This is a genomic window from Georgenia thermotolerans, assembly GCF_009193185.1.
GTDB classification, from domain to species: domain Bacteria; phylum Actinomycetota; class Actinomycetes; order Actinomycetales; family Actinomycetaceae; genus Georgenia; species Georgenia thermotolerans.
Window position 1 is genome coordinate 138,285 of record NZ_VUKF01000001.1, and the last position, 22,450, is coordinate 160,734.

Annotated in this window: 15 protein-coding genes and 1 pseudogene; 6 read left to right on the forward strand and 10 right to left on the reverse strand. The window is 74.8% G+C overall.

The annotated features are described in order from the left end of the window. Positions 1 to 22: 22 nt before the first annotated feature. Positions 23 to 1,504, reverse strand: coding sequence for an ATP-binding protein (locus tag GD970_RS00655; protein ID WP_152199551.1), 1,482 nt, complete (start codon positions 1,502 to 1,504; stop codon positions 23 to 25). A gap of 143 nt (positions 1,505 to 1,647) precedes the next feature. Between GD970_RS00655 and GD970_RS00660 the strand changes: the two genes are divergently transcribed. Continuing rightward, entirely contained in the window at positions 1,648 to 2,931 is a 1,284-nt protein-coding gene (locus GD970_RS00660) for an exonuclease domain-containing protein (protein ID WP_170297137.1), read from the forward strand. A 3-nt stretch (positions 2,932 to 2,934) separates the two neighbouring features. On the opposite strand, the gene GD970_RS00665 is transcribed toward GD970_RS00660, so the two are convergent. From GD970_RS00665 to GD970_RS00680, 4 genes are all read right to left on the reverse strand, one after another. Next, positions 2,935 to 3,495 (reverse strand): TetR/AcrR family transcriptional regulator, encoded by a 561-nt coding sequence (locus GD970_RS00665; RefSeq protein ID WP_226925030.1) that lies wholly within the window; start codon positions 3,493 to 3,495, stop codon positions 2,935 to 2,937. A gap of 14 nt (positions 3,496 to 3,509) precedes the next feature. After that, the gene (locus GD970_RS00670; RefSeq protein ID WP_170297139.1) at positions 3,510 to 5,024 is read right to left on the reverse strand and encodes an MFS transporter; all 1,515 of its coding nucleotides are present in this window, start codon (positions 5,022 to 5,024) and stop codon (positions 3,510 to 3,512) included. A gap of 105 nt (positions 5,025 to 5,129) precedes the next feature. Continuing rightward, positions 5,130 to 5,441, reverse strand: coding sequence for a hypothetical protein (locus tag GD970_RS00675; RefSeq protein WP_152199562.1), 312 nt, complete (start codon positions 5,439 to 5,441; stop codon positions 5,130 to 5,132). A 244-nt stretch (positions 5,442 to 5,685) separates the two neighbouring features. Then, positions 5,686 to 6,228 carry a gamma carbonic anhydrase family protein gene (locus GD970_RS00680; RefSeq protein ID WP_152199564.1) on the reverse strand — a complete coding sequence of 181 codons (543 nt, stop codon included), beginning with the start codon at positions 6,226 to 6,228 and terminating at the stop codon, positions 5,686 to 5,688. 456 nt (positions 6,229 to 6,684) lie between these two features. On the opposite strand from GD970_RS00680, the gene GD970_RS00685 reads away from it, so the two are divergent. From GD970_RS00685 to GD970_RS00695, 3 genes are read left to right on the forward strand one after another with little or no spacing between them, the layout of a single operon-like run. Beyond that, the gene (locus GD970_RS00685) at positions 6,685 to 8,097 is read left to right on the forward strand and encodes a zinc-ribbon domain-containing protein (RefSeq protein ID WP_152199568.1); all 1,413 of its coding nucleotides are present in this window, start codon (positions 6,685 to 6,687) and stop codon (positions 8,095 to 8,097) included. A 3-nt stretch (positions 8,098 to 8,100) separates the two neighbouring features. Beyond that, complete coding sequence (locus GD970_RS00690; protein WP_152199571.1) at positions 8,101 to 9,714, forward strand: serine/threonine-protein kinase; 1,614 nt, start codon at positions 8,101 to 8,103, stop codon at positions 9,712 to 9,714. Positions 9,715 to 9,720: 6 nt separating this feature from the next. Next, positions 9,721 to 11,979, forward strand: coding sequence for an FHA domain-containing protein (locus tag GD970_RS00695; RefSeq protein ID WP_152199573.1), 2,259 nt, complete (start codon positions 9,721 to 9,723; stop codon positions 11,977 to 11,979). Between the two features lie 30 nt (positions 11,980 to 12,009). On the opposite strand, the gene GD970_RS00700 is transcribed toward GD970_RS00695, so the two are convergent. Then, positions 12,010 to 13,605 (reverse strand): cation:proton antiporter domain-containing protein, encoded by a 1,596-nt coding sequence (locus GD970_RS00700; protein ID WP_152199575.1) that lies wholly within the window; start codon positions 13,603 to 13,605, stop codon positions 12,010 to 12,012. 154 nt (positions 13,606 to 13,759) lie between these two features. On the opposite strand from GD970_RS00700, the gene GD970_RS00705 reads away from it, so the two are divergent. Together GD970_RS00705 and GD970_RS00710 are read left to right on the forward strand one after the other, a co-directional pair. Continuing rightward, positions 13,760 to 14,440: a peptidoglycan-binding protein gene (locus GD970_RS00705; protein WP_152199577.1), complete on the forward strand. Its 681-nt coding sequence runs from the start codon at positions 13,760 to 13,762 to the stop codon at positions 14,438 to 14,440. A 6-nt stretch (positions 14,441 to 14,446) separates the two neighbouring features. Then, positions 14,447 to 16,933 carry a hypothetical protein gene (locus tag GD970_RS00710; RefSeq protein ID WP_152199580.1) on the forward strand — a complete coding sequence of 829 codons (2,487 nt, stop codon included), beginning with the start codon at positions 14,447 to 14,449 and terminating at the stop codon, positions 16,931 to 16,933. Between the two features lie 29 nt (positions 16,934 to 16,962). Here the strand turns inward: GD970_RS00710 and rbsD are convergent, their stop codons facing one another. From rbsD to GD970_RS00735, 4 genes and pseudogenes are all read right to left on the reverse strand, one after another. Beyond that, positions 16,963 to 17,352 (reverse strand): D-ribose pyranase, encoded by a 390-nt coding sequence (gene rbsD, locus GD970_RS00715; RefSeq protein ID WP_152199582.1) that lies wholly within the window; start codon positions 17,350 to 17,352, stop codon positions 16,963 to 16,965. Next, positions 17,349 to 18,257 (reverse strand): ribokinase, encoded by a 909-nt coding sequence (gene rbsK, locus GD970_RS00720; protein WP_170297217.1) that lies wholly within the window; start codon positions 18,255 to 18,257, stop codon positions 17,349 to 17,351. Before rbsK ends, rbsD begins: the two co-directional genes overlap by 4 nt. Positions 18,258 to 18,467: 210 nt before the next feature. Beyond that, positions 18,468 to 20,514: pseudogene (locus GD970_RS22735) on the reverse strand (ABC transporter permease/substrate-binding protein). Further along, entirely contained in the window at positions 20,504 to 22,174 is a 1,671-nt protein-coding gene (locus tag GD970_RS00735; protein ID WP_152199593.1) for a sugar ABC transporter ATP-binding protein, read from the reverse strand. Before GD970_RS00735 ends, GD970_RS22735 begins: the two are co-directional and overlap by 11 nt. Positions 22,175 to 22,450 lie beyond the last annotated feature (276 nt).

Sequence of the window (22,450 nt, forward strand, 5' to 3'; positions counted from 1 at the left end):
GGAGAGGGGGGCGGGGAGCTCTTCAGCCGCCCGGCCACACCCCAGGCTCCGGCATCCCGCCGGATGCGGCCGTCCAGCCGAACTGGCCCCCGTCCGGCCCGGGGCCGGCGAGCCCGCCGCCGACCAGGACCCGGGTGAGCGCCTCGCCGTCGTCCATCATCTCCGTCAACGCGGCCCGCAGGTCCGCGTCCCCGACGTCGGCTCCCCCGCGCTCGACGGCGCGCAGCACGGCCCGGCGCACGAGCTCCTTGGTGAACGAGGCCGTCGTGCCCTCCGCCGCGGCGGCGACCTCGTCGAGCGCGGCGGGCGAGAACGGCAGGCCGGCGGCGTAGAGGGCCAGCAGGGCCCGGCGCGCCTCGACGCCCGGCAGGGGGATCTCGACCGCCAGGTCGACCCGGCCTGGGCGCTGGGCCAGCGCCGGCTCGAGCATGTCGGCGCGGTTGGTGGTGAGCAGGAAGACGACGTCGGCGTCGGCGGCCAGTCCGTCGAGGGTGTCGAGCACCTCGAACAGCAGCGGGGAGGAAGTGCGGTGGCTGCGCTCCTCGGCGACGAGGTCGCAGTCCTCGAGCACGACGATCGCCGGCTGCAGCGCCCGGGCGACCTCCGCGGCCTGATGGATGAACTGCAGCGACGTCCCCGACAGCAGGATGACGGTGGCCTCGCGGGCCGCGCCGACGAGGTAGCGCACGGTGTGGGTCTTACCGGTCCCGGGCGGGCCGTAGAGCAGCACCCCGCGCTTGAGGTGCTGGCCCGCGGCGAGCAGGTCTCCGCGGTGCCGGGCGATGCCGAGCACGTGGCGCTCGATCCGCTCGAGCCGGCCGGGCGGCAGCACGACGTCGACGGCGGCCACGTCGGGCCGCGGCACGAAGGTCACCCCGCCCGCGCTGGGCCCGTACTCCGACGGCGCGAAGGTCACCACCTGCCCGCGCAGCACGCTGTGGGCGTTCATGGCCGCGCGGATCTCGGCGAGCAGCGCCTCGGCGACGCCGTCGGCGGCCGCGAGCACCTCGAGCCGGGGCGGCTGGCCGAACTGGGAGACGCCCGCGCGCTCGAGCACGGCGACAGGGTGGCGGTCGCCGTCACGGGTGACGTGGAACAGGTGCAGCCCGAAGGCGACGGTGGAGCGTTCCTCCTCCGGTCCCACGGGCGTGGTGCGGTAGTCGACCGGGCCGAGCGGGAACATCCCGTGGACGGTCATCTGCAGGATCTCGGAGAGGGTGTTGTGCCAGCGCTGGTCGCCCCCGCCGATGCCGATGAGTTCACCGCCGCCGTGGGCGGCGACGACCCGCTCGATCGCCACGTCGGCGTCCACGACGCGCAGCGGGCTGAGCATCTCGGTGAGCACCGCGATGCCGCGCGGGTCCGTGCCCAGGTGCGCCTCGAGGACGGGGAGCAGCGGCGCGGCGCCGGCCGCGCGCCGGGCCTGGGCCTGCTCGGCGGCAGCCTCGGCGAGGCGGTGGAAGGCGTCGAGGAAGTCCTCGAGGGGCGCGGGCGAGTCGCTCATGCCCCGCATCGTGGCAGCCGAACCGGACGTCCGGACACGTTTCGGACGCGAATGTGCACCTCTCGTCTGATTGCTGGCCGTCGTGTCCCCGCGTTCTGGTAGAGATGCTCCGTATCTGTTGCCGAGCACGGAACGAGCGGCACATGAACGGCTACGCCGTCGTCGACCTGGAGACCACCGGCCTGCGCCCCGGCGGGCACGACCGCATCGTCGAGGTCGGTGTCGTCCTCCTCTCCCCCGTCGGCGAGGTCGAGGACACCTGGTCCACCCTGGTCAACCCCGAGCGCGACCTCGGCCCTCAGGAGGTCCACGGCATCCGCGCCGCCGACGTCCTCGCCGCCCCCACGTTCACCGAGCTGGCCGGGGCGCTGACGGCGCTCCTGCGCGGGCGCACCTTCGTCGCGCACAACGCCCGGTTCGACGCCGGCTTCCTCGCCGCCGCCTACCGCCGGCTCGGCCACGAGGTGCCGCTGACCGCCGAGACGACGCTGTGCACGCTGCGCTGGGCAGGCCGGCTGCTCCCCCAGGCGCCGCGCACGCTGGCCGGGTGCTGCGCCTACGTCGGCGTCCCGCTCGAGCACCACCACAGCGCGCTGGCCGACGCCACCGCCGCCGCGGGCCTGCTGCGCCACTACCTCGAGGTCGCGGGCCTGCCCCGGGCCGAGGTCGCCCTCGGCCTGGACGCGCCGCGACGGTGGACGGCGCCGTGGTGGGAGACGGTCGCGGCCGCCGAGCAGGCGAGCTGGCCGGAGATCCCCGTCGGCGGGGCCCGGTGCGTGGTGCGCGGCAACGCGACCGAGCGGGAGGTGCCCTTCCTCTCCCGCCTGGTCGACTCGCTGGTGGCGGTGCCCGGCAGCGAGGCGCAGACGGACTACCTCGCCCTGCTCGACCACGCGCTCATGGACCGCGTCCTGTCCGTGCGGGAGCAGCAGGCGCTCGTCGCCACCGCCCTCGACCTGGGCATCGACCAGCCCACGGCCATCGCCCTGCACCGCGCCTACCTGCGCTCGCTCGCCCGCGCGGCCCTCACCGACGGCGTCGTCTCGGGCGCCGAGCGGGAGGACCTCCACGCGGTCGCGGCGCTCCTCGACCTGGATCCCGTCGAGGTCGACGACGCGCTGGAGGTCGAGGCCGGCACCGTTGCCGTGCTCGACGACGCACCGGCTCCGGCGGTGGAGCACTTCCGGCTCGCCCCCGGCGACAAGGTGGTCTTCACCGGCGAGATGGCCGAGCCGCGCGAGGTCTGGCAGGCCCGTGCCGCGGCGGCGGGCCTGGTCCCGCACCCGAGCGTCACCAAGCAGGTGCGCCTCGTCGTCGCCGCGGACCCGGACTCCCTGTCCGGCAAGGCCCGCAAGGCGGCCGGCTACGGCATCCCGATCGTCACCGAGGAGGCCTTCGGCCGGATGCTGGCGACGGCCCTCGTCTGACGCTCAGCCATCGATGAGCCGCTGCACCACGGCGCCGTAACGCCGAGTGACCTCCGCCGGGTCGGCGCCCGACGCGGGCGCCTGAAGGATGCGCACGCTCACGGCCAGCCCGGCGAGCGCGGCGACGACGAGCTCCGCGCGCAGTCGGGCGGCCTCGTCGCCGCCCAGCCGCTCGGTCAGGGGGTCGAGGTAGCCGATGGCGAAGCGCTCGCGGACCGAGTCGGGGTCCGGGCCGGACAGGGTGAGCACGAGGACGCGTGTCAGCGGCTCGATGGCGGCCCGGTGGAAACGCTCGAGCAGGTCCCGGACGAGCGCCTCGCCCAGCTCGGCGTCCGGCACGTCGGGCAGGGGCGGAGCCGAGAACGTCGCGGCGGCGTAGAAGAGGTCCCGCTTGCTGCCGCCGCACTTCATGACCATCGCCGGCGAGAGGCCGGCGCGGGCGGCGATGTCACGGATGGTGACCTGGTTGAAGCCACGCTCGGCGAACAGCTCGGCGGCCGCGGTGAGGACGGCGCCCCGGGAGCCCGCGGCCGGCGCGGCGTCGTGACCGGTCTCGGCGGTCACCTGTCCCGCGCTCATCATCGCGCGATCTCCGGCGCGGCGGCGCGGGCGCGGGCGCGAGCGCCGGGCACGGCGTCCCGGGGCCTGGGCTCGGTCACCGGCTCCGCGTAGTCGCGCATGCGGAACATGGGCACGGCGAGGAGCGCCGTCGCGGCGGACATCGCGCCCGCCACCCAGAAGACCGCCATGAGCGCGCCGAAGCCCGGGAAGATCTCGGCCCCCACGCGCACCGCCCCCATGGTCGCCACAGCGGCCATCGTCGCGCTGGCCGTGGACGTGCCCACCGAGCGCAGCAGGGTGTTCAGCCCGTTCGCGGACGCCGTCTCGGTGACCGGCACCGCGCGCATGATGAGGGTGGGCATCGCGGCGTACGTCATGGACGTGCCCACGGCGACGACCATCGACCCGGCCACGATCTGCCACAGGTCGGCGCTGTAGAAGACCCGGGCCGCGTAGGCCGCAGCCATGCTCGCGGCTCCCGCCAGCAGCGTCGCCTGCGGGCCGTACCGGCGCGTGACGGCGGCCGAGACGGGCGCCATCAGCCCGAAGACCAGGGCGCTGGGGGCCATCCACACGCCGGTGTGCAGGACGTCGAGGCCCAGGCCGTACCCGGTCGCCGGGGGCAGCTGGAGCAGCTGGGTGGTGACGAGCATGTTGGAGAACATCGCGAACCCGGTGAGCACGGCCGCGACGTTGACGAGCAGGACCGCGGGTCGCGCCGCCACCCGCAGGTCGACCAGCGGCCGGCGGACCCGGAGCTCCAGCGGCACCCAGACGGCCAGCAGGGCCAGACCGACGACGCCCAGCGACAGGGTCGTCGGGGAGGTCCAGCCCCAGTGCGCGCCCTTGGACAGCGTGAGCAGCACGGCTGTGAGGGCCGCGGAGAGGACGGCCGCGCCGCGGAAGTCGAAGGCGCCACCCGTGCGCACCAGCGACTCCGGGACGATCACCGCCACCGCGACGAGCATCGCGGCGCCGAGCCCGCCGGTGAGCCAGAAGATGGCGTGCCAGTCCATGTGCTCGCTGATGGCCCCGGACAGCGGCAGCCCCAGGCCGGCGCCGATGGCCAGCGTGGCACTCATGAGAGCGACGCCGAGCGGGACGCGGTCATGCGGCAGCGCGTCGCGCATGGTGGCGATGCCGACCGGGACCAGCGCCATGCCCACGCCCTGCAGCACCCGGGCCGCAAGGACCAGCGGCAGCGCCGCGCTCAGGGCCCCGAGCAGCGAGCCGAGCACCATGGCGCCCAGCGTGATGACCATCAGCCGCTTCTTGCCGAACATGTCGGCCAGGCGGGAGATCGACGGCGTGGCGACCGCCCCGGCCAGCAAGGTGGCGGTGACGAGCCAGGACGCGCTGTCGACGGAGGTGTGCAGCAGGTGTGGGAAGTCCGGCAGCAGCGGCAGGACGACCGTCTGCTGCAGCGACACCACCGTGCCGCACAGGGCGAGGGTGGCGAGCACGAGCGCTGTGCGGCGCCGCGGCACAGCGCCGCCGGCGGACGGGGCCGCGGCGACGGCATGGTCGACCATGGCTCTCCTCGGCTGGTGGTGAACAGGCATTCACCACCAGTGAAGCAACCTTTGCTGCCGATGCCTACCCCTGGGCTGGCGACAGTCTCCAGGCGGGGCGCAGGGTCAGCCCGCGCTCGGGCTGGCCGGCGCCCCGGACGGGGTGCCACCGTCCTGCTCGCCCGAGGGGCACAGGTGCGGCACGCCGTCGCCGTCGGCGGTGTAGAGCCACTCGCGGTCGGCGTGACCCAGCACTACGCGGTAGCCGTCGACGAGCGCCTGGGTGTACATGTGACCCGGCTGCGGGCAGCCGAGGGCGCCGTCGGGGAAGGTCTCGCGCTGGGCGAGGACCACGGTGATCGTCTCGCTCCCGGTGCTGAGCCGGTTGGCGAGGTCGGCGACAGCGGCATCGGCGACCGCCGCGGGTTCCGGTGGCATGGTGCTCCCCTGGGTCGGGCCCGGCGTAGGGCTGGCGGAGCTCGGCGCCGATGACGGGGCCGTGGGGCTGGGCCCGCCACCTCCGCCGCAGCCGGCGAGCAGCGCGCCGGCGCAGGCCGCGGCTGCGAGGAGCCGGACGGCACCGCGGGCTCTGGCGAGGACGGCGCCGCTGGCTCTGGCGAGGTCGGCGCCGCGCGCGATCGCGAGCCCGGCGCCGGGCGCGCGGGTCGGAGCGGGACCCATGTCAGCCCCAGGCCTCGCGGTGCCGGCTCTTGAGCGCCACGTAGGTCGCGGAGTTCTCCAGCATCCTCGCGCGCTGATCCTCAGACAGCTCGTGGCGCACCTTCGCCGGCACGCCGGCGACCAGGGAGCCCGGGGGCACCTCCATGCCCTCGGGGACCACCGCCCCGGCGGCGACGAGGCTGCCGCGGCCGATGCGCGCGTCGTTGAGGACCACCGAGCCCATGCCGATGAGGCAGTCGTCCTCGACCGTGCACCCGTGCAGCACCGCCCGGTGCCCCACCGAGACGTTCTCGCCCACCCGGACGGGGTGGCCGGGGTCGGTGTGGACGATGCAGCCGTCCTGGATGTTCGAGCCGCGGCCGATGTCGATGGTGTCCATGTCCCCGCGCAGCACCGCGTGGTAGAAGACGCTGGCGTCCGCGGCGAGGGTCACCTTGCCGACGAGCACCGCCCCAGGCGCCACCCACGCCTGCGAGTCCACCACCGGCTCGACGTCGTCGAAGCGCAGCCTCACGGCCTGGTCGGTGCTGCGGTCGGTGTCCATGTGCCATCCCCATCTCGTCGTCGAGGTCGAGTGCCGCGAGCCCGCGGCGTCCGCTGCCCGCAGCCTACGATGCCGCGGCGACGACGCGCCGTCGCCTCCGGGCCTGCGCCACGTTCCGCACGCCGGCTGCGTTGTGAGCACCGAGGGCCCTCCGGCGCGAGCAGCGGCTGAGGACCCTGGGCGGGCATGCCCCCGGACTGACCCGGCACCCGCCGAAAATTACGGCATAAATCCCCACAAATAGCCGCAACATTCGCCAATTGACGCCGCCGCGAAATCGCGCTTACGGTGAAAACCCCTTCGTCGCTTGGAGAGGCACCAATGATGGTCCTCACGAGTGCGTCTCGGTCGTTGGCTCTTCTCGGCATGGCCGCCGCCCTGGCAGCGACCGGAGCGACGAGTACTCCACCGACGGACGATCTCCGAAGCGGCGAGGAGGGCTCCAAGGCGGCCCTCGTGCGCATCGAGCTCTCCGCCGTGGCGGAGATCGCCCACATCGACCACAGCACCGGCGAGGTGCAGATCGCTCGGGGCAGGTCCACCGTCCCCCTCGGCGCCGGGACCGGGGTGCTCACCTCCGCCGACGGGGTGGTGGCCACGACGTGGGAGAACCTCGACGTCGACGAGGACGCCGTGGCGGTCTACGCGGCGAACGAGCTGTTCACCAAGGTCATCGGTGTGCCCGTCGTGGGAAACGACGGTGACCCCGCCCGCAAGGGCACCACCCCGGACCTCCACTGGGGTCCGCACCTGCAGCACTGCTATCAGCAGGTGACCCACTGCATCCTCTTCGTCGCCCCGCAGTACCGGGTGCTGACGTACACGACCGAGCCGGGCGGCAGCCGAGCGGAGCTGCTCAACGCGCCGTCGGCACCGACCGACGTCGCGCTGCTGCGCATCACCGGCGGCGGCGGGGCGCCCACCGCCCGCCTCGCGGCCACCGACGCCGATCCGGCCTCCGAGACCGACCTGGTCGGCTTCGCCGGCCCACCCGGGAAGGACCAGCCACCGCAGGTGCTCCCCGTCACCGCGGACGGCGCCACGAAACAGATCACCGCGAAGGATGACCTGGCCGGACCGCTGCGCTCCGGGCTGTCCGGCGGTCCGGTCCTCGACCGCGCCAGCGGTGACGTCGTCGGTCTGGCCGCCGCGGGCCCGTCGGGCGCCCCCGCGACGCTCGTGCCGGCCGCGGCCGTCGCCGCCGCGATGGAGCAGGCGGGCGTGGACGCCTCCCCCTCCCCGTTCGACGGCGTCTTCCGCCGCGGCGTCGACCACCTCGCCCAGGGGAACGCCGACGGCGCCGCCAGCGAGCTCCAGGAGTCCCTGACCTACTACGACTCGGCGCTGGCGGCGGGCCACCTCGACGCGGCGCGGGCCCAGGGGGGCACGCCCGCCGCCCCCGCCGCAGCCTCGACCGGATCGGACGACGGTCCGTCCGTCCCCCTGCTCGTCGGCATCGCCGGTGCCGCCCTGGCGGTGGCGCTGACGGTCGTGGTGCTGATGCGCCGCCGCGGGTCGCCCGCTCCGCCGCCTGTCATGGCGGCTCCTCCGCCGGTGGGATCACCGCCGTCTGCGCCGGCCGCGCCGCCCCCGCCGCCGCGCGGCGCGACCGTCACGGCCGCCGCCCCGCCCGCCGCACGGCGCGACGAGAGGCCCGCCGCGCCGGAGGCCGCCGCCGAGGAGCCCGGGCCGGCACCACCGGCGGGAACGCCGCCAGCTGCGGAGCCCACGCGCACCGCCGGGACGCAGGCTCCTCGCGCCGCGGCCGGCGCCACACCGTCGTTCTGCCCGGAGTGCGGCACGGCCGTGACGCCCAGGGCCCGGTTCTGCACCGGCTGCGGCACCCGCCTGGGTGACGCCGAGAAGTGACCGATGGCGCCGCCGCAGCCCCACCTCGACCCGGGCACGGAGCTGGCGGGGTACCGCATCCAGTCGCTCATCGCACGCGGTGGCATGGGCGTGGTGTACCTGGCCACCGACGTCCGGCTGAACCGCCCGGTGGCCCTCAAGGTCCTCGCCCCGGAGCTGTCCGAGAACGAGAAGTTCCGCAGCCGCTTCGTCCGTGAGTCGCAGCTGGCTGCCTCCGTGGACCACCCCAACGTCATTCCCGTCTACGGCGCGGGCGAGTGGCAGGGGCACCTGTACATCGCCATGCGCTACGTCCAGGGCACCGACCTACGGGCCGAGCTGGCGCTCCGTGGCCCGCTCGCCCTTCCCGAGGCGCTGCGGATCCTGCGGGACACCGCGGCCGCACTCGACGCGGCGCACGACGCCGGGCTCGTCCATCGCGACGTCAAGCCGGGCAACATCCTGCTGGCGGACGACCGCAAGGACGGCCACCGCCACGTCTACCTCACCGACTTCGGACTCACCAAGCGGTCCTCGTCCGTCACCGGCATGACCACGGTGGGCCACTTCCTCGGCACGCTCGACTATGTCGCGCCCGAGCAGATCCGGGGGGAGGACGTCGACGGCCGCGCCGATGTCTACGCCCTGGCGTGCGTCGCCTTCGCCCTCCTGGCGGGCCGTCCGCCGTTCGACCACGACGACGACTCCGCCCAGCTCTGGTCGCACATGTACCGGGACCCCCCGAGCCTGACGGCGGTCCGGGCCGAGGTACCGGCCAGGGTGGACGCGGCCATCCGCGCCGGGATGGCGAAGCGGCGCGAGGACCGGCCCAGCACCTGCGGCGCCCTCGTCGCCCTGATGGAGACCGAGCAGGCAGCTCGAAAGCCGCGGAAGGCGGACCGGGCGATACCGGCCGTGGCCGCCGGGTCGAAGGCCGGCCGACCAGGCCGGGCGGCACCCGCCCCGGCGCCGGACCGGGTGGGTGGTCGCCCCGGTCGCGGTGCCCGGCTGCGTCAGCGGTTGCGAGGCCCGGCCAGGAGGCGGCCCGTTCTCCTCGCGGCGCTGGGCGTCGCCGTGGTCGGCCTCGTCGCCGCCGGGTTCGTCGTCGCTGCGCTCACGCCCGAGGAGCGAACCACCGCCACGGACGAGGGTCTGCCGTACACCCTCGAGGTGCCACAGAGCTGGACGGTGCGCACCGGGGGCACGGGCAACACGACCGTCAGCGTGCTGTCCCCGACCAACCTCACCGCCCTGTTCCTCGACGAACCCGCCGCGCTCGAGGGCGCGGCGCGAACGGCCAAGCAGGACCCCGCCAGCGCCGTCGGGCTGGCCGTCTATCACCGCCCTTTCCTGCCCGCCGGCGCCAGTCCCGCCGCCCGCGTGCGCGGCGCCGAGGGGCTCCTGCCCGGCACCGGCGCCCATCTCGCCGACCTCGGTACCCGAACCGCCGGGGACGCCCACGCCCAGGCCATGCACGGCACCCTGCCGCTCGACCCCACCGAGACCCTCGAGGTGCAGGTCCTCGTCGTGGAGACGGACCCGGTGCAGATGCTGGTCTTCTTCGCCCCCACCCGGTTGTACGACGACCGCGTCGAGCTGTTCACCGAGGTGGCCGACTCCCTGCGCCTGAAGGGATAAGCGACCATGTCCGTACCTTCGAGTGGCCCCCTCGCCCTGCACGTCGCCTGCGGGGCGCGCCAGTGGACCTTCCCGCCGGCGCAGGACGTCATCGTCGGCCGGGACCCGCGCTGCCAGGTCCGGCTCGACGACGACCGCGTCAGCCGGGAGCATGCCCGCCTGTGGTACGCCGAGAACGCGTGGTGGCTCACCGACATGGGCAGCCACAACGGCACGTGGCTCGTCGGCGCGCGGCGCGCCGTCGACCAGCCGGTCCGCCTCGACGGGGAGCCGGCACGGCTCCGGGTCGGGGCGATGGACGGCCCGGAGCTGGTGCTGACGCCGGTGGTCACGCCTCGACGCACGCAGGTGCTCACCATCGGCCGGTCCCCCTCGTGCGACGTCCCGGTGGACGACCCCCTCGTGTCACGGCGGCACGCCGCCATCGACGTCGGCGAGCAGGCGGTGCTGCGCGACCTCGCCAGCTTCAACGGGACATTCCTCGACGGCGAGCGCATCTCCGGACCCCGGGTGCTCGCCCCGGGCGCCCGCATCGGCGCCGGGACGACGACCCTGGTGTGGGACGGCGCGAAGGTGGTCGCACCGGCCGAGGCGCGGCGTCCGGCCTTCGACGCCAGGCATCTGGAGGTCACCACCCGGTCCGGTGCGCACCTCCTCGACGACGTCTCCCTCACCGCACCGACCGGCACGCTCGTCGCCGTCATCGGCCCGTCCGGCGCGGGCAAGTCCACGCTGCTCGGTGCGCTCACCGGCCTGCGCCCGGCCACCCGGGGACGCGTGACCTGGAACGGCCGGGACCTCTACCGCGAGTACGACCAGCTCCGCTTCCTCGTCGGCCTCGTGCCCCAGGAGGACATCCTGCACCGGCAGCTGACCGTGCGCCGCGCCCTCGACTACGCCGCCCGCCTGCGCCTCCCGCCGGACACGAGCGCGACCGAGCGGGCGGCGCGCGTCGCCGCGGTGCTGGAGGAGATGAACCTGTCCGCCCAGATCGACCAGCGCATCGACTCGCTCTCGGGCGGGCAGCGCAAGCGCACCTCGATCGCCCTGGAGCTGCTCACCGCACCGCACCTGCTCTTCCTCGACGAGCCGACGTCGGGCCTCGACCCCGGCCTCGACCGGCAGGTCATGCGGGGGCTGCGGTCGCTGGCCGACGCCGGGCGGGTGGTCGTCGTCGTCACCCACAGCGTGCTCGCGCTGGACGAGTGCGACCGGGTGCTCGTCCTGGCGCCCGGGGGCCGCGTGGCCTTCTTCGGGCCGCCCGCGGAGGTGCTGCCGTTCTTCGGGGCCCAGGACTACCCCGCGGCGTTCGCCGCCCTCGAGAACCAGACGTGGGTGCGCCGCTACGGCGAGTCACCGGCGCGGGACAGGTACATGGGGCGGACCGGCGTCGCCGACGTGCCCGTTCCCGCCGGCGTGGCGTCCCCTCCCCCACGGCCGGCCCCCCTGCACCAGCTCGGAGTGCTCGTCCGGCGGAGCGTCGCGGTCTTCGCGGCGGACCGGCTCTTCGTCGCGCTGCTGGCGGGCATGCCGCTCCTGCTGGCGTTGATGTCCCACGCCTTCCCGCCCGACAACGGCTTCTCGGTCCAGTCGGCGACGGCGGAGGACCTGCTGTCGGTGCGCCTGCGCCTGATCGTGCTCGTCGTCGGCGCAGCGCTCATGGGGGCGGCGCTGGCGGTGCGCGAGCTGGTGGGCGAGCGGCTCATCTACCGCCGGGAGCGCGCCGTCGGCCTGTCCCCGGCCGCGTACCTGATCAGCAAGATCCTCGTCCTCGGGGTGCTGGTCGCGGCGCAGTGCGTCGTGTTCACCGCGCTCGCCCTCGTCGGCGTCCGCAGGCCCGACCAAGCGCTCGTGCTGGGGTCCGGCTCGCAGGAGCTGGCCGTCGCCGTCGCCGCGGTGGGCGTCACCATGACGATCGTCGGCCTGCTGATCTCGGCCTTCGTCACCTCGGCCGACCAGACCATGCCCGCGCTCGTCGTCGTCATCATGGCCCAGCTCACCCTGTGCGGCGGCCTGTTCACCGTCTCCGGGCGCGCGGTGCTCGAGCAGCTGTCGTGGCTGCTTCCCGCCCGCTTCGGGTATGCGGCCGGGGCCGCCACGGTGGGCCTCGAGCGTCCGCCCACCCCGGCGACCGATGCCCTGTACGAGTCCACCGCCGAGCAGTGGCTGACCGACCTCGGACTACTCGGCGTGCAGGCGGTGTGCTTCGCGGTCCTGGCCGCCTGGGCCCTGCACCGGTCCGTCACCCGCAACCCCCTCAAGTGAGGCCGACCGCGGCGCGGGCGACGGATCAGGTCACGTGTCCAGGCGCCGGTAGTGGTGGCTGGTCTGCAGGTCCAGCTCGCGCAGCACGGCGTCGACCGCCTCGGGGTCCACCCCCGGCTCCCCGCGCATGCGCAGCACCTCGGCCCTCGCCGCGGCCAGGGCGCCGTTGCGGCGCCGCTCGATCTCCTCGCGCCGGTGCACCGCCTCCCTGACGCGCTCGGCGTACTCGGCCGGGTACTCCTCGGCCGGGCCGGGCAGCGCCTCGTCGAGCCGGGCGAGGTCGACCCGGATGCGGGTGGCCTCGTCCTCGGACAGCTCGCCGTCCCCGAGGTTGTGCAGGTGCTCGGCCGCCGCCCGCTTCGCGCGCTGGGCCACCCGCTGCTCGGCGAGGTTCTCCTCGTCCCCCTCCTTGACCACGCCGAGCGCCCGGACCAGCGCCCGCAGCGTGAACGCCGGCAGGATCAGGGTGACCACGAGGACCGCGACGGCGGTGACGACGAGCTGGTCGTAGCCGGGCAGGGGCGTGCCGTCCGGCAGGGCGCGCGGGATGGCCAGGGCGAGGGCGAGCGTGGCGAGCCCGCGCATGCCGCACCAGGTCATCACGAGCGCCTCGCGGCCGGTGCGCGGGGCCAGCCACCGGCGGCCGGACCGGCGCACGGCGAGCACCGACAGCGTCATCCACGCCGCCCGGACCACGACGACGACGCCGCAGACCGCTGCCGCCGTCCCCAGGAGGCGTCCGAGCGAGGCCTCGGAGGTGTCGAGGATGTAGCGCAGCTCGACGCCGATCAGGCCGAACGCCATGCCGGTGACGAGCAGCTCGACGACGTCCCAGAACGCCTTGCCCGTCAGCCGGTCCTCGACGGCGTCGACCTGCTGGGCGCTGCCCATCTGCAGCGCCGCGACGACCACCGCGATGACCCCGGAGACGCCGAGCTCCTCGGCGATGAGGTACACGGCGAAGGGCAGCACGAGGCGCAGGGCGTTGCGGGCGGCGACCAGGGTGAGGTGGGTGGTCAGCCAGTCGGCCACCCAGGCGACGACGAGGCCGAGCAGCCCGGCCAGCACCAGGCCGACGACGAAGTCCAGCACCACCCGCGGCCCGAGCTCGGTGTGGTTGGCGAGGCTGCCGACGGCGGCGTGGAAGACGACGATCGCGACGGCGTCGTTGAACAGCCCCTCGCTCTGCAGGGCCGAGACGATGCGCCGCGGGATGCCCAGCGGGCCGGCGACCGCCTCGGCCGCGATGGGGTCGGGCGGGGCGACCGCCGCGGCGATGGCCACCGCGGCGGCCACGGACACCCCCGGGACGAGCGCCGCGACCGTGCCCGCGACGGCCGCGATGGTGACCACCGTGAGGAGCAGGGCGAGGCCGACGACGGCGCGCCAGCGGGCGCGGAACATCGCCCACGAGGTGCGCTGGGCGGCGGCGAAGAGCAGCGGCGGAAGGAACAGCGGGAGGATGAGGTCCTCGCTGATCGGCACCTCCTGGGCGACCGGCAGCAGACTGCCGACGGCGGCGAGGACCACCATGAGCGCCGGCCAGGGCAGGCGCAGCCGCTCCCCCAGCCCCACCAGCAACACCGAGGCCAGCGCGAGCGCGACCAGGATCGCGAGGGCATCCACCTCGTCACGATGGCCACACGGGCCACCGAGCGCACGCCGAACTGCCGCCCGGCTCCGCTTGCGGGCACCGGCGACCCCTGCCACTTTGTTGAGCGGTTTTCCGATTATCTCGGGCGCAGAAGCCTGAGCACCTCACGCTGGGAGGAGCGCGACGATGAACGACGAGGAACTCACCCCGCTGTCGGAGGGCGAGCTGGCGGCCGAGGCCGGCGCCGCACTGCCCGACAAGGAGGTCATCAGCCTGCTGGACCTCAACGCCGACCTGGACCTGGGCCTCGACGCCGCCGCCCCCATCGACCTTGCTGTGGCGGCGAACGCCAACGTCGCGGCCCCGATCGACGCCGCCGTCGGTGCCAACGTCCTCTCGTCCGGGTCGGAGGCGCAGGCCCTGGCGGACCAGGGCGTCATCATCGACCAGGGCATCACCGGCGAGGCCGTGGCCGAGGGCGTCCAGGACAGCACGATCGACCAGGCCGCCGACGGAACGGGCGGGGACGCCACGGACGGCTCCGACGGCGCCACGGACGACACCGGAACCACCACGCCGTCGGACACGGAGGCGACGGACCCCACCGACACCGGGTCGGTCCTGGACGGGGACCTGCTCGACGTGGACGTCGACCTGGCCGCCGACCTCGACCTGGCCGCCCCCATCGGCGGCGCGGTGGCCGCGAACGCCAACGTCGCCGCCCCGATCGACGCCGCCGTCGCGGCGAACGTCGGCTCGGTGGACTCCGACGCGACCGCCATCGCCCAGCAGGACGCGATCATCACCCAGGACATCGACGCCGACGCCGAGGCCACGATCGACCAGAGCTCGCAGATCGAGCAGTAGGCCCGCGTGAGCTCGATCGACGCGGCCGGCACCTCGCCGGGCGACACGGCCACGCGACCCCCGGCGCCGGGCGCGCCACCTGCGATGCCGGGCGCGCCGGTCCGGGCGCGCGGCGTCGAGCTGCTCGGCGAGGTGGCCGGCTCCGGCTACCGCCAGCCGCCGGCCCTGGTCCGGCGGTCCGACGGGCAGGTCGTCCAGCTGACGAAGCTGCTCTACCTCGTGCTGGCGGCGGTCGACGGCGTGCGCACCCCGGAGGGCATCGCCGAGCTCGTCGGGCGCCAGGTCCGCCGGGCGGTCACGGCGGAGAACGTGCAGGCGCTGTGCGACCGGCTCCGCACCCTCGGCCTGCTCAGGCGGGCGGACGGGTCCGAGCCCGAGCTCAGGCGGGCCAACCCGTTGCTCGCGCTGCGCTTCAAGTACGTCGTCTCGGACCCGGAGGCGACGAACCGGCTCACCGCGCCGTTCGCCGCGCTGTTCGCGCCGGTGGTGGTCGCCCTGGTCTGCCTGGCCTTCGCGGCGGTCTGCGCGTGGCTGCTGCTGGAGAAGGGCCTGGGCTCGGCGACCCACCATGCGTTCGACCGGCCCGGGCTGCTGCTGCTCGTCTTCGTCCTGACGGTGATCTCGGCCGGGTTCCACGAGATCGGGCACGCGGCCGCCGCCCGCTACGGCGGCGCCCGGCCCGGTGCCATGGGCGCCGGGCTCTACCTGATCTGGCCCGCCTTCTACACCGACGTCACCGACAGCTACCGGCTCGGACGGGCCGGCCGGGTGCGGACCGACCTGGGCGGGCTGTACTTCAACGCGGTCATCGCCGTGCTGATGTTCGGGGCGTGGAGGGTGAGCGGGTGGGACGCCATCCTGCTGATCATCGCGACCCAGGTGCTGCAGATGCTGCGCCAGCTCGCGCCCCTCGTCCGGTTCGACGGGTACCACGTCCTCGCCGATCTCACCGGGGTCCCGGACCTGTACCGCCGGATCCGGCCGACGCTGCTGGCCCTGCTGCCCGGACGGCGGGCCGACCCCGAGGCCCGGGCGCTCCGGCCGTGGGCGCGCGCGGTGGTGACCGCGTGGGTGGTGGTGGTCGTCCCGGTGCTGCTGGGCACGCTCGTGCTGATGGTCCTCGCCCTGCCGCGGCTGCTCGGGACGGCGGCGCACAGCCTGCGCGAGCAGGCGGGCCTGCTCGGTCAGCATCTGGGTGACGGCGACGTGGCGGGCGCGTTGGTCCGCCTGCTGGCCGTGGTGGCCATCGCCGTCCCGGTGCTCGGCGTCGTCTACCTCCTGGCGCGCACCGTTCGCCAGGTGCTGCAGCGCGTCTGGCGCGGCACCGCGGGCCGGCCCGGACGGCGCGCCCTCGCCGCCGCGGCGGCGCTCCTGGCGGCGGGCGGGCTGGCCTGGGCGTGGTGGCCGACGCCGGGCGCCTACCGGCCGGTGCAGGCGTACGAGCGCGGTGCCCTCCAGGACGCCCTGCCGGCGGCGCTGCTGGAGCGGCTGCCCGTCGCCCTGGACCGGGGCACGCCGACGGGCCTCGTGGAGGGAAGGCCCGGCCGCGCCCAGGTCGTCTGGCCCTCCGACACCTCCCTGCCCGCCGCGGACGCCCCCGAGCTCGCCGTCGTCCTCGTCCCGCGGGCCGATGGCGACCCGGCAGCGCAGCCGCCGGATGCAGGAACGTCCGCCGAGCCGGCGTGGGTCTTCCCGTTCGACCGGCCGCTGCCGCCCGAGGAGGGCGACAACCAGGCCCTCGCCGTCAACACCGAGGACGGCGGCACGCTCTACGACGTCGCCTTCGCCCTCGTCTGGGCCGACGACGACACCGTCCTGAACACGAACGAGGCCTACGCGCTGGCCAGCTGCACCGACTGCACGACGGTGGCGGTCGCGTTCCAGGTGGTGCTGGTCGTCGGTCAGGCGGACGTCGTGGTCCCGCAGAACCTCTCCGCGGCCGTGAACTACAGCTGCGTCGAGTGCGTCACCTACGCACTGGCCACCCAGCTCGTCATCACCCTCGACGGCCCCGTGCAGGACTCGACCGGCGCCCGGCTCGCCGCGCTGTGGTCGGAGATGCAGGAGTTCGGCAGATCGATCCAGGACGTGCCGTTGGCGGAGCTGCAGGCCCGGCTCACCGCCTACGAGGCGCAGATCCTCGAGATCCTGCGCGAGGATCCCACAGCGCGGCCCGCCGCGGAGGCGCCCACGCCCGGCGGGACGGCGTCGCCGGGCGGCGCGCAGAGCCCGGAGGCGACACCGACGGCGACCCCGGGCGAGCCGGCATCCACGCCGTCGTCGACCCCCACCGGAGGCACGACGGAGAAAGCCTCACCGAGCGCACCGGCCACGTCCGCCACCCCCACGGCCGACCCGACGGGGAGCGCCACACCGTCGCCCACGCCCACGCCGTCCGGGGACTCCACGCCGACACCAACGCCTTCCGGCACCGGCACCCCCGAACCCACCCCGACCGGAAAGACCGACCCCACATCCACCAGCGCCGGCTGAGCGGGTGGCTGCACCACCCCGGCCGCTGCTCAGAACGGCACCCCGCAGCGCAGCAGGACGTTGGCGTAGGGCGTCGCCTCGCCCGTGCGCACGAACAGCTTCGCCCCGGCCGAGGCGGCCTTGAAGTCCTCGTGGCTCAGCGCCGCCGGCTCCCCGAACCGGGCGGTGACCAGCGCCAGCGCGTCGGGGTTGGCCACCTTGATCTCGGAGGCCACGGTGGCCTGCTCGACGACGAGCTCGGCGGCCACGGCGTCGACGACCTGGGCGAAGCTCGGCACGCCGAAGGTCAGCGCGAGGTCGACCACGGGCACCCCGGCCGGGCGGGGCAGCCCGCAGTCGCCGATCACCACGAGGTCGGTGTGGCCCAGCCGCGCCAGCGCGGCGGCGAGCTCGGCGTTGAGGATGCCGGTCCTCTTCACCGCACCTCCTCCCGCGCCGGGTAGGAGGCCTGCGCGCCGCGCCGGCCCACCGCGACCGCGGCGACGTCGGTGGCCCGCTCGACGGCGGTGCGCAGGTCGCGCCCGTCGGCCAGCTCCACCGCGAGCGCCCCGACGAACGCGTCGCCCGCGCCGGTGGTGTCCACCGCGGTGACCTTCCGGGCGGGCACATGGCCGGGTTCGGCGCCGCGCGCGGCGAGCACCGCGCCGTCGGCCCCGAGGGTGAGGACGACCGAGCGCGGGCCGAGGTCGAGCAGCGCGACCGCGGTGGCCGCCGCGCCGCCGGGCTCGGCGGCCGCGGCCGGGACGCCGCCGAGCAGGAACGCCGCCTCGGACTCGTTGACCACCAGCGGGTCCGCGGCCGCGAGCACCTCCGGCGGCAGCGCCGCGGCCGGGGCGGCGTTGAGGATGACCCGGACCCCGGCCGCGTGCGCCGTCGTCGCCGCGTGCGCCACCGTGGCGAGCGGGATCTCGAGCTGGAGGACCATGACGGCGGCGCCCGCCCACGCCGCCCGGCTCTCCTCGACCAGCTCCTCGGTGACCCGCCGGTTGGCCGAGGGCGAGACGATGATGGAGTTCTCGCCGTCGGGCGTGAGCAGGATGATCGCGTTGCCGCTGGCGCCGGGCACGGTGCGCAGGTGGGTGACGTCCACCCCGGCGTCGGTCAGGGAGCGGCGCAGCAGCTCGCCGTAGCCGTCGTCGCCCACGCAGCCGACGAAGGCGACGTCGCCGCCGAGCCGGCCGGCCGCGACCGCCTGGTTGGCCCCCTTGCCGCCGGGGGTGACGACGAGGTCGGAGCCGAGCACGGTCTCCCCCGCCGCCGGCCGGTGGTCGATGTCGAGGACGAGGTCGGCATTGGCCGAGCCGATGACGACGATCCTGGGCACTACGGGCTCCTCCCTTGGAGTGCGAGACGTCAACTGCGTCGCGAGGCGTCAAGTGCGTCCCGAGACGTCACGTTCGGCGCCCGGTCCCGTCACCACGCCCCACGCCTCGCGGTGTGGCACGCCAGCGGTGGCGGCCCGCGCACCACTTGACGCCTCACGCACTACTTGACGCCTCACGCACTACTTGACGTCTCACGCTAGGCGGGGTGGTCACATGCTCGGCGAGGCGGACGGAGACATGCTCGGGCTGCTGCCGGCGGTCCCGGACAGCGACTCCTTGGTCATGACCACCACGGGCACGGAGATGGTCTTGTCCACGCCCTCGCCCTTGATGAGCTTGATCGCCGAGTCCACCGCCGTCTTGCCCAGCTCCTCGGGCTGCTGGGCGATCGTGGCGTACATCGTCCCGGCCTTGACCGCCGCCTGGGCGTCCGGGGTGCCGTCGAAGCCGACGACGAAGACGTCCTTGCCGGCCCGTGCGCCGAGCGCCTGGACGGCGCCGAGGGCCATCTCGTCGTTCTGCGCGAAGACGCCGGTGACGTCGGGGTGGGCCTGCATGAGGTTGGTGGTAACGTCCAGGCCCTTGGTGCGGTCGAAGTCGGCCGGCTGGGTGGCCACGACCTCGATGTTCGGGTACTTCTTGATGCCCTCGTCGAAGCCCTGCCCGCGCTCGCGGGAGGCGGAGGTGCCCGCCACGCCCTGCAGCACGATGATCTTCCCCTTCTCGCCGATGGCCTTGGCGAGCTGGTCGGCGGCCATCCGTCCGCCGTCGACGTTGTCGGAGGCGACGAAGGAGTTGACCTCGGCGCCGTTGACGGCCCGGTCCACCGCGACCACCGGGATCTTCGAGCTGACCAGCGGGGCGATCATGGGCCCGGCGGCGTCGGAGTCGACGGGGTTGATGACCACGGCGTTGAGCTGCTGGGTCTGGAAGTTCTGGATCTGGTTGGCCTGCTGCGTGGCGTCGTCACGGGCGTCGGTGACCGTGAGCTTCACGCCGGCGGCGTCGGCGGCCTTCTGCGCGCCGTCGCGCAGCGAGACGAAGAACGGGTTGTTCAGCGTGGACAGGGCCAGGCCGACGCTCTGCCCGCCCGACGTCCCCGCGGTGCCGCCGGTGTTGGCGTTGGTGTTGGGGTTGCCGGAGTTCTGGTTGCCGCACGCGGCCAGGGCGAGCGCGGCGGCCGCCGCGAGGGCGGCGAGCTGGGCGAGGGGCTTGCGCATCTGGGTCGATCCTTTCGTCGGGCCGGGCCGTTCCGGCCGGTGACGGGTCCCGCCGTCGTCAGGCGCGACGACGGCGGAGGGTGTCGGACAGCACGGCGAGGGCGATGACCACGCCGATGGCGACCTGCTGCCAGAAGGAGGAGACGTTCAGGAGGTTCAGGCCGTTGCGGATGACGGCGAGCACCAGGGCGCCGACGAACGTGCCGAACGCCCGGCCCTGCCCGCCGGCGAGACTGGCGCCGCCGATGACGACGGCGGCGATGGAGTCCAGCTCATACCCGGTGGCGGCCTGCGGCTGACCGGAGGCGAGCCGGCCGGCCAGGACCAGGCCGGCGACGGCGGAGTACAGCCCCGCCAGGGAGAAGATGACCAGCTGCTGGCGGCGCACGTTGATCCCGGACAGGCGCGCCGCCTCCTCGTTGCCGCCGATGGCGTACATCGCCCGGCCGGTGTAGGTGCGGTTGAGGATGAACGCCGCGAGCAGGCCGAAGACGATCATGATGACCACCGGCACCGGCAGCCACCCGCCGATCGTCTGCCCGAGCGCGGCGACCTCCGGGGGCTGGTTCAGCGGCACGCCGCCGGAGAGGACGAGGGCCAGGCCGCGGGCGATGGAGAGCATGGCCAGGGTGGCGATGAACGCCGGCAGCCGGCCGTAGGCCACGAGGACGCCGCTGACCAGCCCGCAGGCGATACCGGTGAGCACGCCCAGGATGATGGCGAGCACGGGGTTCACGCCCATCGTGCTGGCCGTGTAGCCCGTGACGATGCCGCCCAGCGCGGCCACCGACCCCACCGACAGGTCGATGCCGGCCGAGACGATGACGAAGGTCTGCCCGAAGGCCAGGATCGCCACGACGGCGGCCTGCACGCCGATGTTGAGCAGGTTCTGGGGGCTGAGGAACACCGGGCTGAGGAAGGCCAGGATGATCCCGAGCAGCACGAGGGCGACCAGGGCGCCGTTCTGGCCGAGCAGCCCCTGGGCGCGGGCGCCGAGGGTGCCCGCGCGCGGGCGGGCGGCGGTCTCAGTGGACACGGGTGGACTCCACCTCCTGCACGGCCAGCGCCATGACGGCGTCCTGGGTGGCCTCGTTATGGGAGAGCTCGCCGACGAGGCGGCCCTGGGTCATCACGAGGATCCGGTCGCAGATGCCGAGGACCTCGGGCAGCTCGGAGGAGACCATGAGCACCCCGCGGCCGGCGGCGGTGAGCTTGTTGATGAGCTGGTAGATCTCCACCTTGGCGCCGACGTCGACGCCGCGGGTGGGCTCGTCGAGCAGCAGGACGGCCGGGTCGGCCGCCAGCCACTTGCCCATGACGACCTTCTGCTGGTTGCCGCCCGAGAGGTTGCGCACCGGCGCGGCGATCGAGGGGGTGCGGATGCCCAGGTCGCGCACGGCGCGGGTGGCGACGTCGCGCAGCCGGCCCCGGTCGACGACGCCGCCGCGGGTGGCCCGGCGCAGCTGCACGAGGGCGAGGTTCTCCCCCACCGTGGCGCCGAGCACGAGGCCCTGGGCCTTGCGGTCCTCCGGGACGAGGCCCAGGCCGGCCGCGATCGAGGCGCGCACGTCGTGGCGGGGCAGCTCCTTGCCCCGCACCCGCACGGTGCCCGAGGCGTAGGGGTCGGCGCCGAAGATCGCGCGCAGCACCTCGGTGCGCCCGGCGCCGACCAGGCCGGCCAGGCCGACCACCTCCCCGGCGCGCACGGTGATGCTGACGTCCTCGAAGACGCCCGGGCGGGTCAGGTGCTCGACGGCGAGCAGCTCCTCGGCCACCGGGGTGCGCTCGCGGGGGAACTGCTGGTCGATGGAGCGGCCGACCATCATCCGCACGAGCTCGTCGGTGCCGGTGGTGGCCGGGACGGTGCCCACCGAGCGGCCGTCGCGCAGCACGGTGACCCGGTCGCCGATGCGGCGGATCTCCTCGAGGTGGTGGGAGATGAAGATCTGGCCCACCCCGCGCTCGCGCAGCTCGGTCATCAGCCGCAGCAGGCGGTCGACCTCGTCGTCGGTCAGCGCCGCCGTCGGCTCGTCGAGGATCAGCACCCGGGCGTCCAGGCTCAGCGCCTTGGCGATCTCGACGAGCTGCTGGCGGGCCACCCCCAGGCGGCCGACGGGGGTGCGCGGGTCGAGGGTGAGGCCGACCCGGGCGAGGGCCTCGCGGGCCTGGGCGTTCATGCGGCGCTTGTCGACGACGCCGAAGCGGCGCGGCTGGCGCCCCAGCAGGACGTTCTCGGCCACGCTCAGCTGGGGGACGAGGTTGAACTCCTGGTAGATCGTGGCGATGCCGAGCGCCTCGGCCGCGGCGGTGGTGGGTAGGTGCACGCGGGTACCGTCGACGAAGATCTCCCCCGCGTCCGGCTGGTACACCCCGGCCAGGCACTTGATGAGGGTGGACTTGCCCGCGCCGTTCTCGCCGAGGAGCACGTGCACCTCGCCGGCGTGCAGGTCGAAGGAGATCCCGTCGAGGGCGACGACGCCGGGGAAGCGCTTGCCCAGGCCCTCCACGCGCAGCAGCTCGGGGCCGGCCGGGTGGGTGGCGTCGGTCGGGCCGGCCGGGGCGGGTGCCGCCGTCGGCTCCGTGTCGGCTGGGGCGGGAGCCGCCGTCGGCTCCGTGTCGGCCGGGCGGGGTGCCGCCTCGCGGGATGCGGCGGTCGGGTCCGGGCCGGCCGCGGGGCGGGCGTCGTCGTCGCTCATCGGCGTCCCTCGAGCGGGCCGGACGCGCGTCGTGCCAGGCCGGGCGCGGGCGGAAGGGCGCGCCGTCCCAGGCCGGGCGCGCGCGGGAGGCCGCGGGGGATGCCCCCGTCGCCCGCTACGTCAGCCCTCGTCCTTGCCATCGACGTCCGTCCCCCACGCCGTCATGGATCGATTGCCGCGAGTGTGGCCCCGCGGGTGAACAACGGCAAACGGGGCGCTCCGGGGTGCGGGCGCCCGGGGGTGCGGCCACGCTGGGGGCAGGACCGTGCACGGGCG

Bases quoted from the DNA above. Each gene is read 5' to 3' on its own strand.
- GD970_RS00655 (WP_152199551.1), bottom strand. From the start codon at position 1,504: ATGAGCGACTCGCCCGCGCCCCTCGAGGACTTCCTCGACGCCTTCCAC.
- GD970_RS00660 (WP_170297137.1), top strand. From the start codon at position 1,648: ATGAACGGCTACGCCGTCGTCGACCTGGAGACCACCGGCCTGCGCCCC.
- GD970_RS00670 (WP_170297139.1), bottom strand. From the start codon at position 5,024: ATGGTCGACCATGCCGTCGCCGCGGCCCCGTCCGCCGGCGGCGCTGTG.
- GD970_RS00675 (WP_152199562.1), bottom strand. From the start codon at position 5,441: ATGCCACCGGAACCCGCGGCGGTCGCCGATGCCGCTGTCGCCGACCTC.
- GD970_RS00680 (WP_152199564.1), bottom strand. From the start codon at position 6,228: ATGGACACCGACCGCAGCACCGACCAGGCCGTGAGGCTGCGCTTCGAC.
- GD970_RS00690 (WP_152199571.1), top strand. From the start codon at position 8,101: ATGGCGCCGCCGCAGCCCCACCTCGACCCGGGCACGGAGCTGGCGGGG.
- GD970_RS00695 (WP_152199573.1), top strand. From the start codon at position 9,721: ATGTCCGTACCTTCGAGTGGCCCCCTCGCCCTGCACGTCGCCTGCGGG.
- GD970_RS00705 (WP_152199577.1), top strand. From the start codon at position 13,760: ATGAACGACGAGGAACTCACCCCGCTGTCGGAGGGCGAGCTGGCGGCC.
- GD970_RS00735 (WP_152199593.1), bottom strand. From the start codon at position 22,174: ATGAGCGACGACGACGCCCGCCCCGCGGCCGGCCCGGACCCGACCGCC.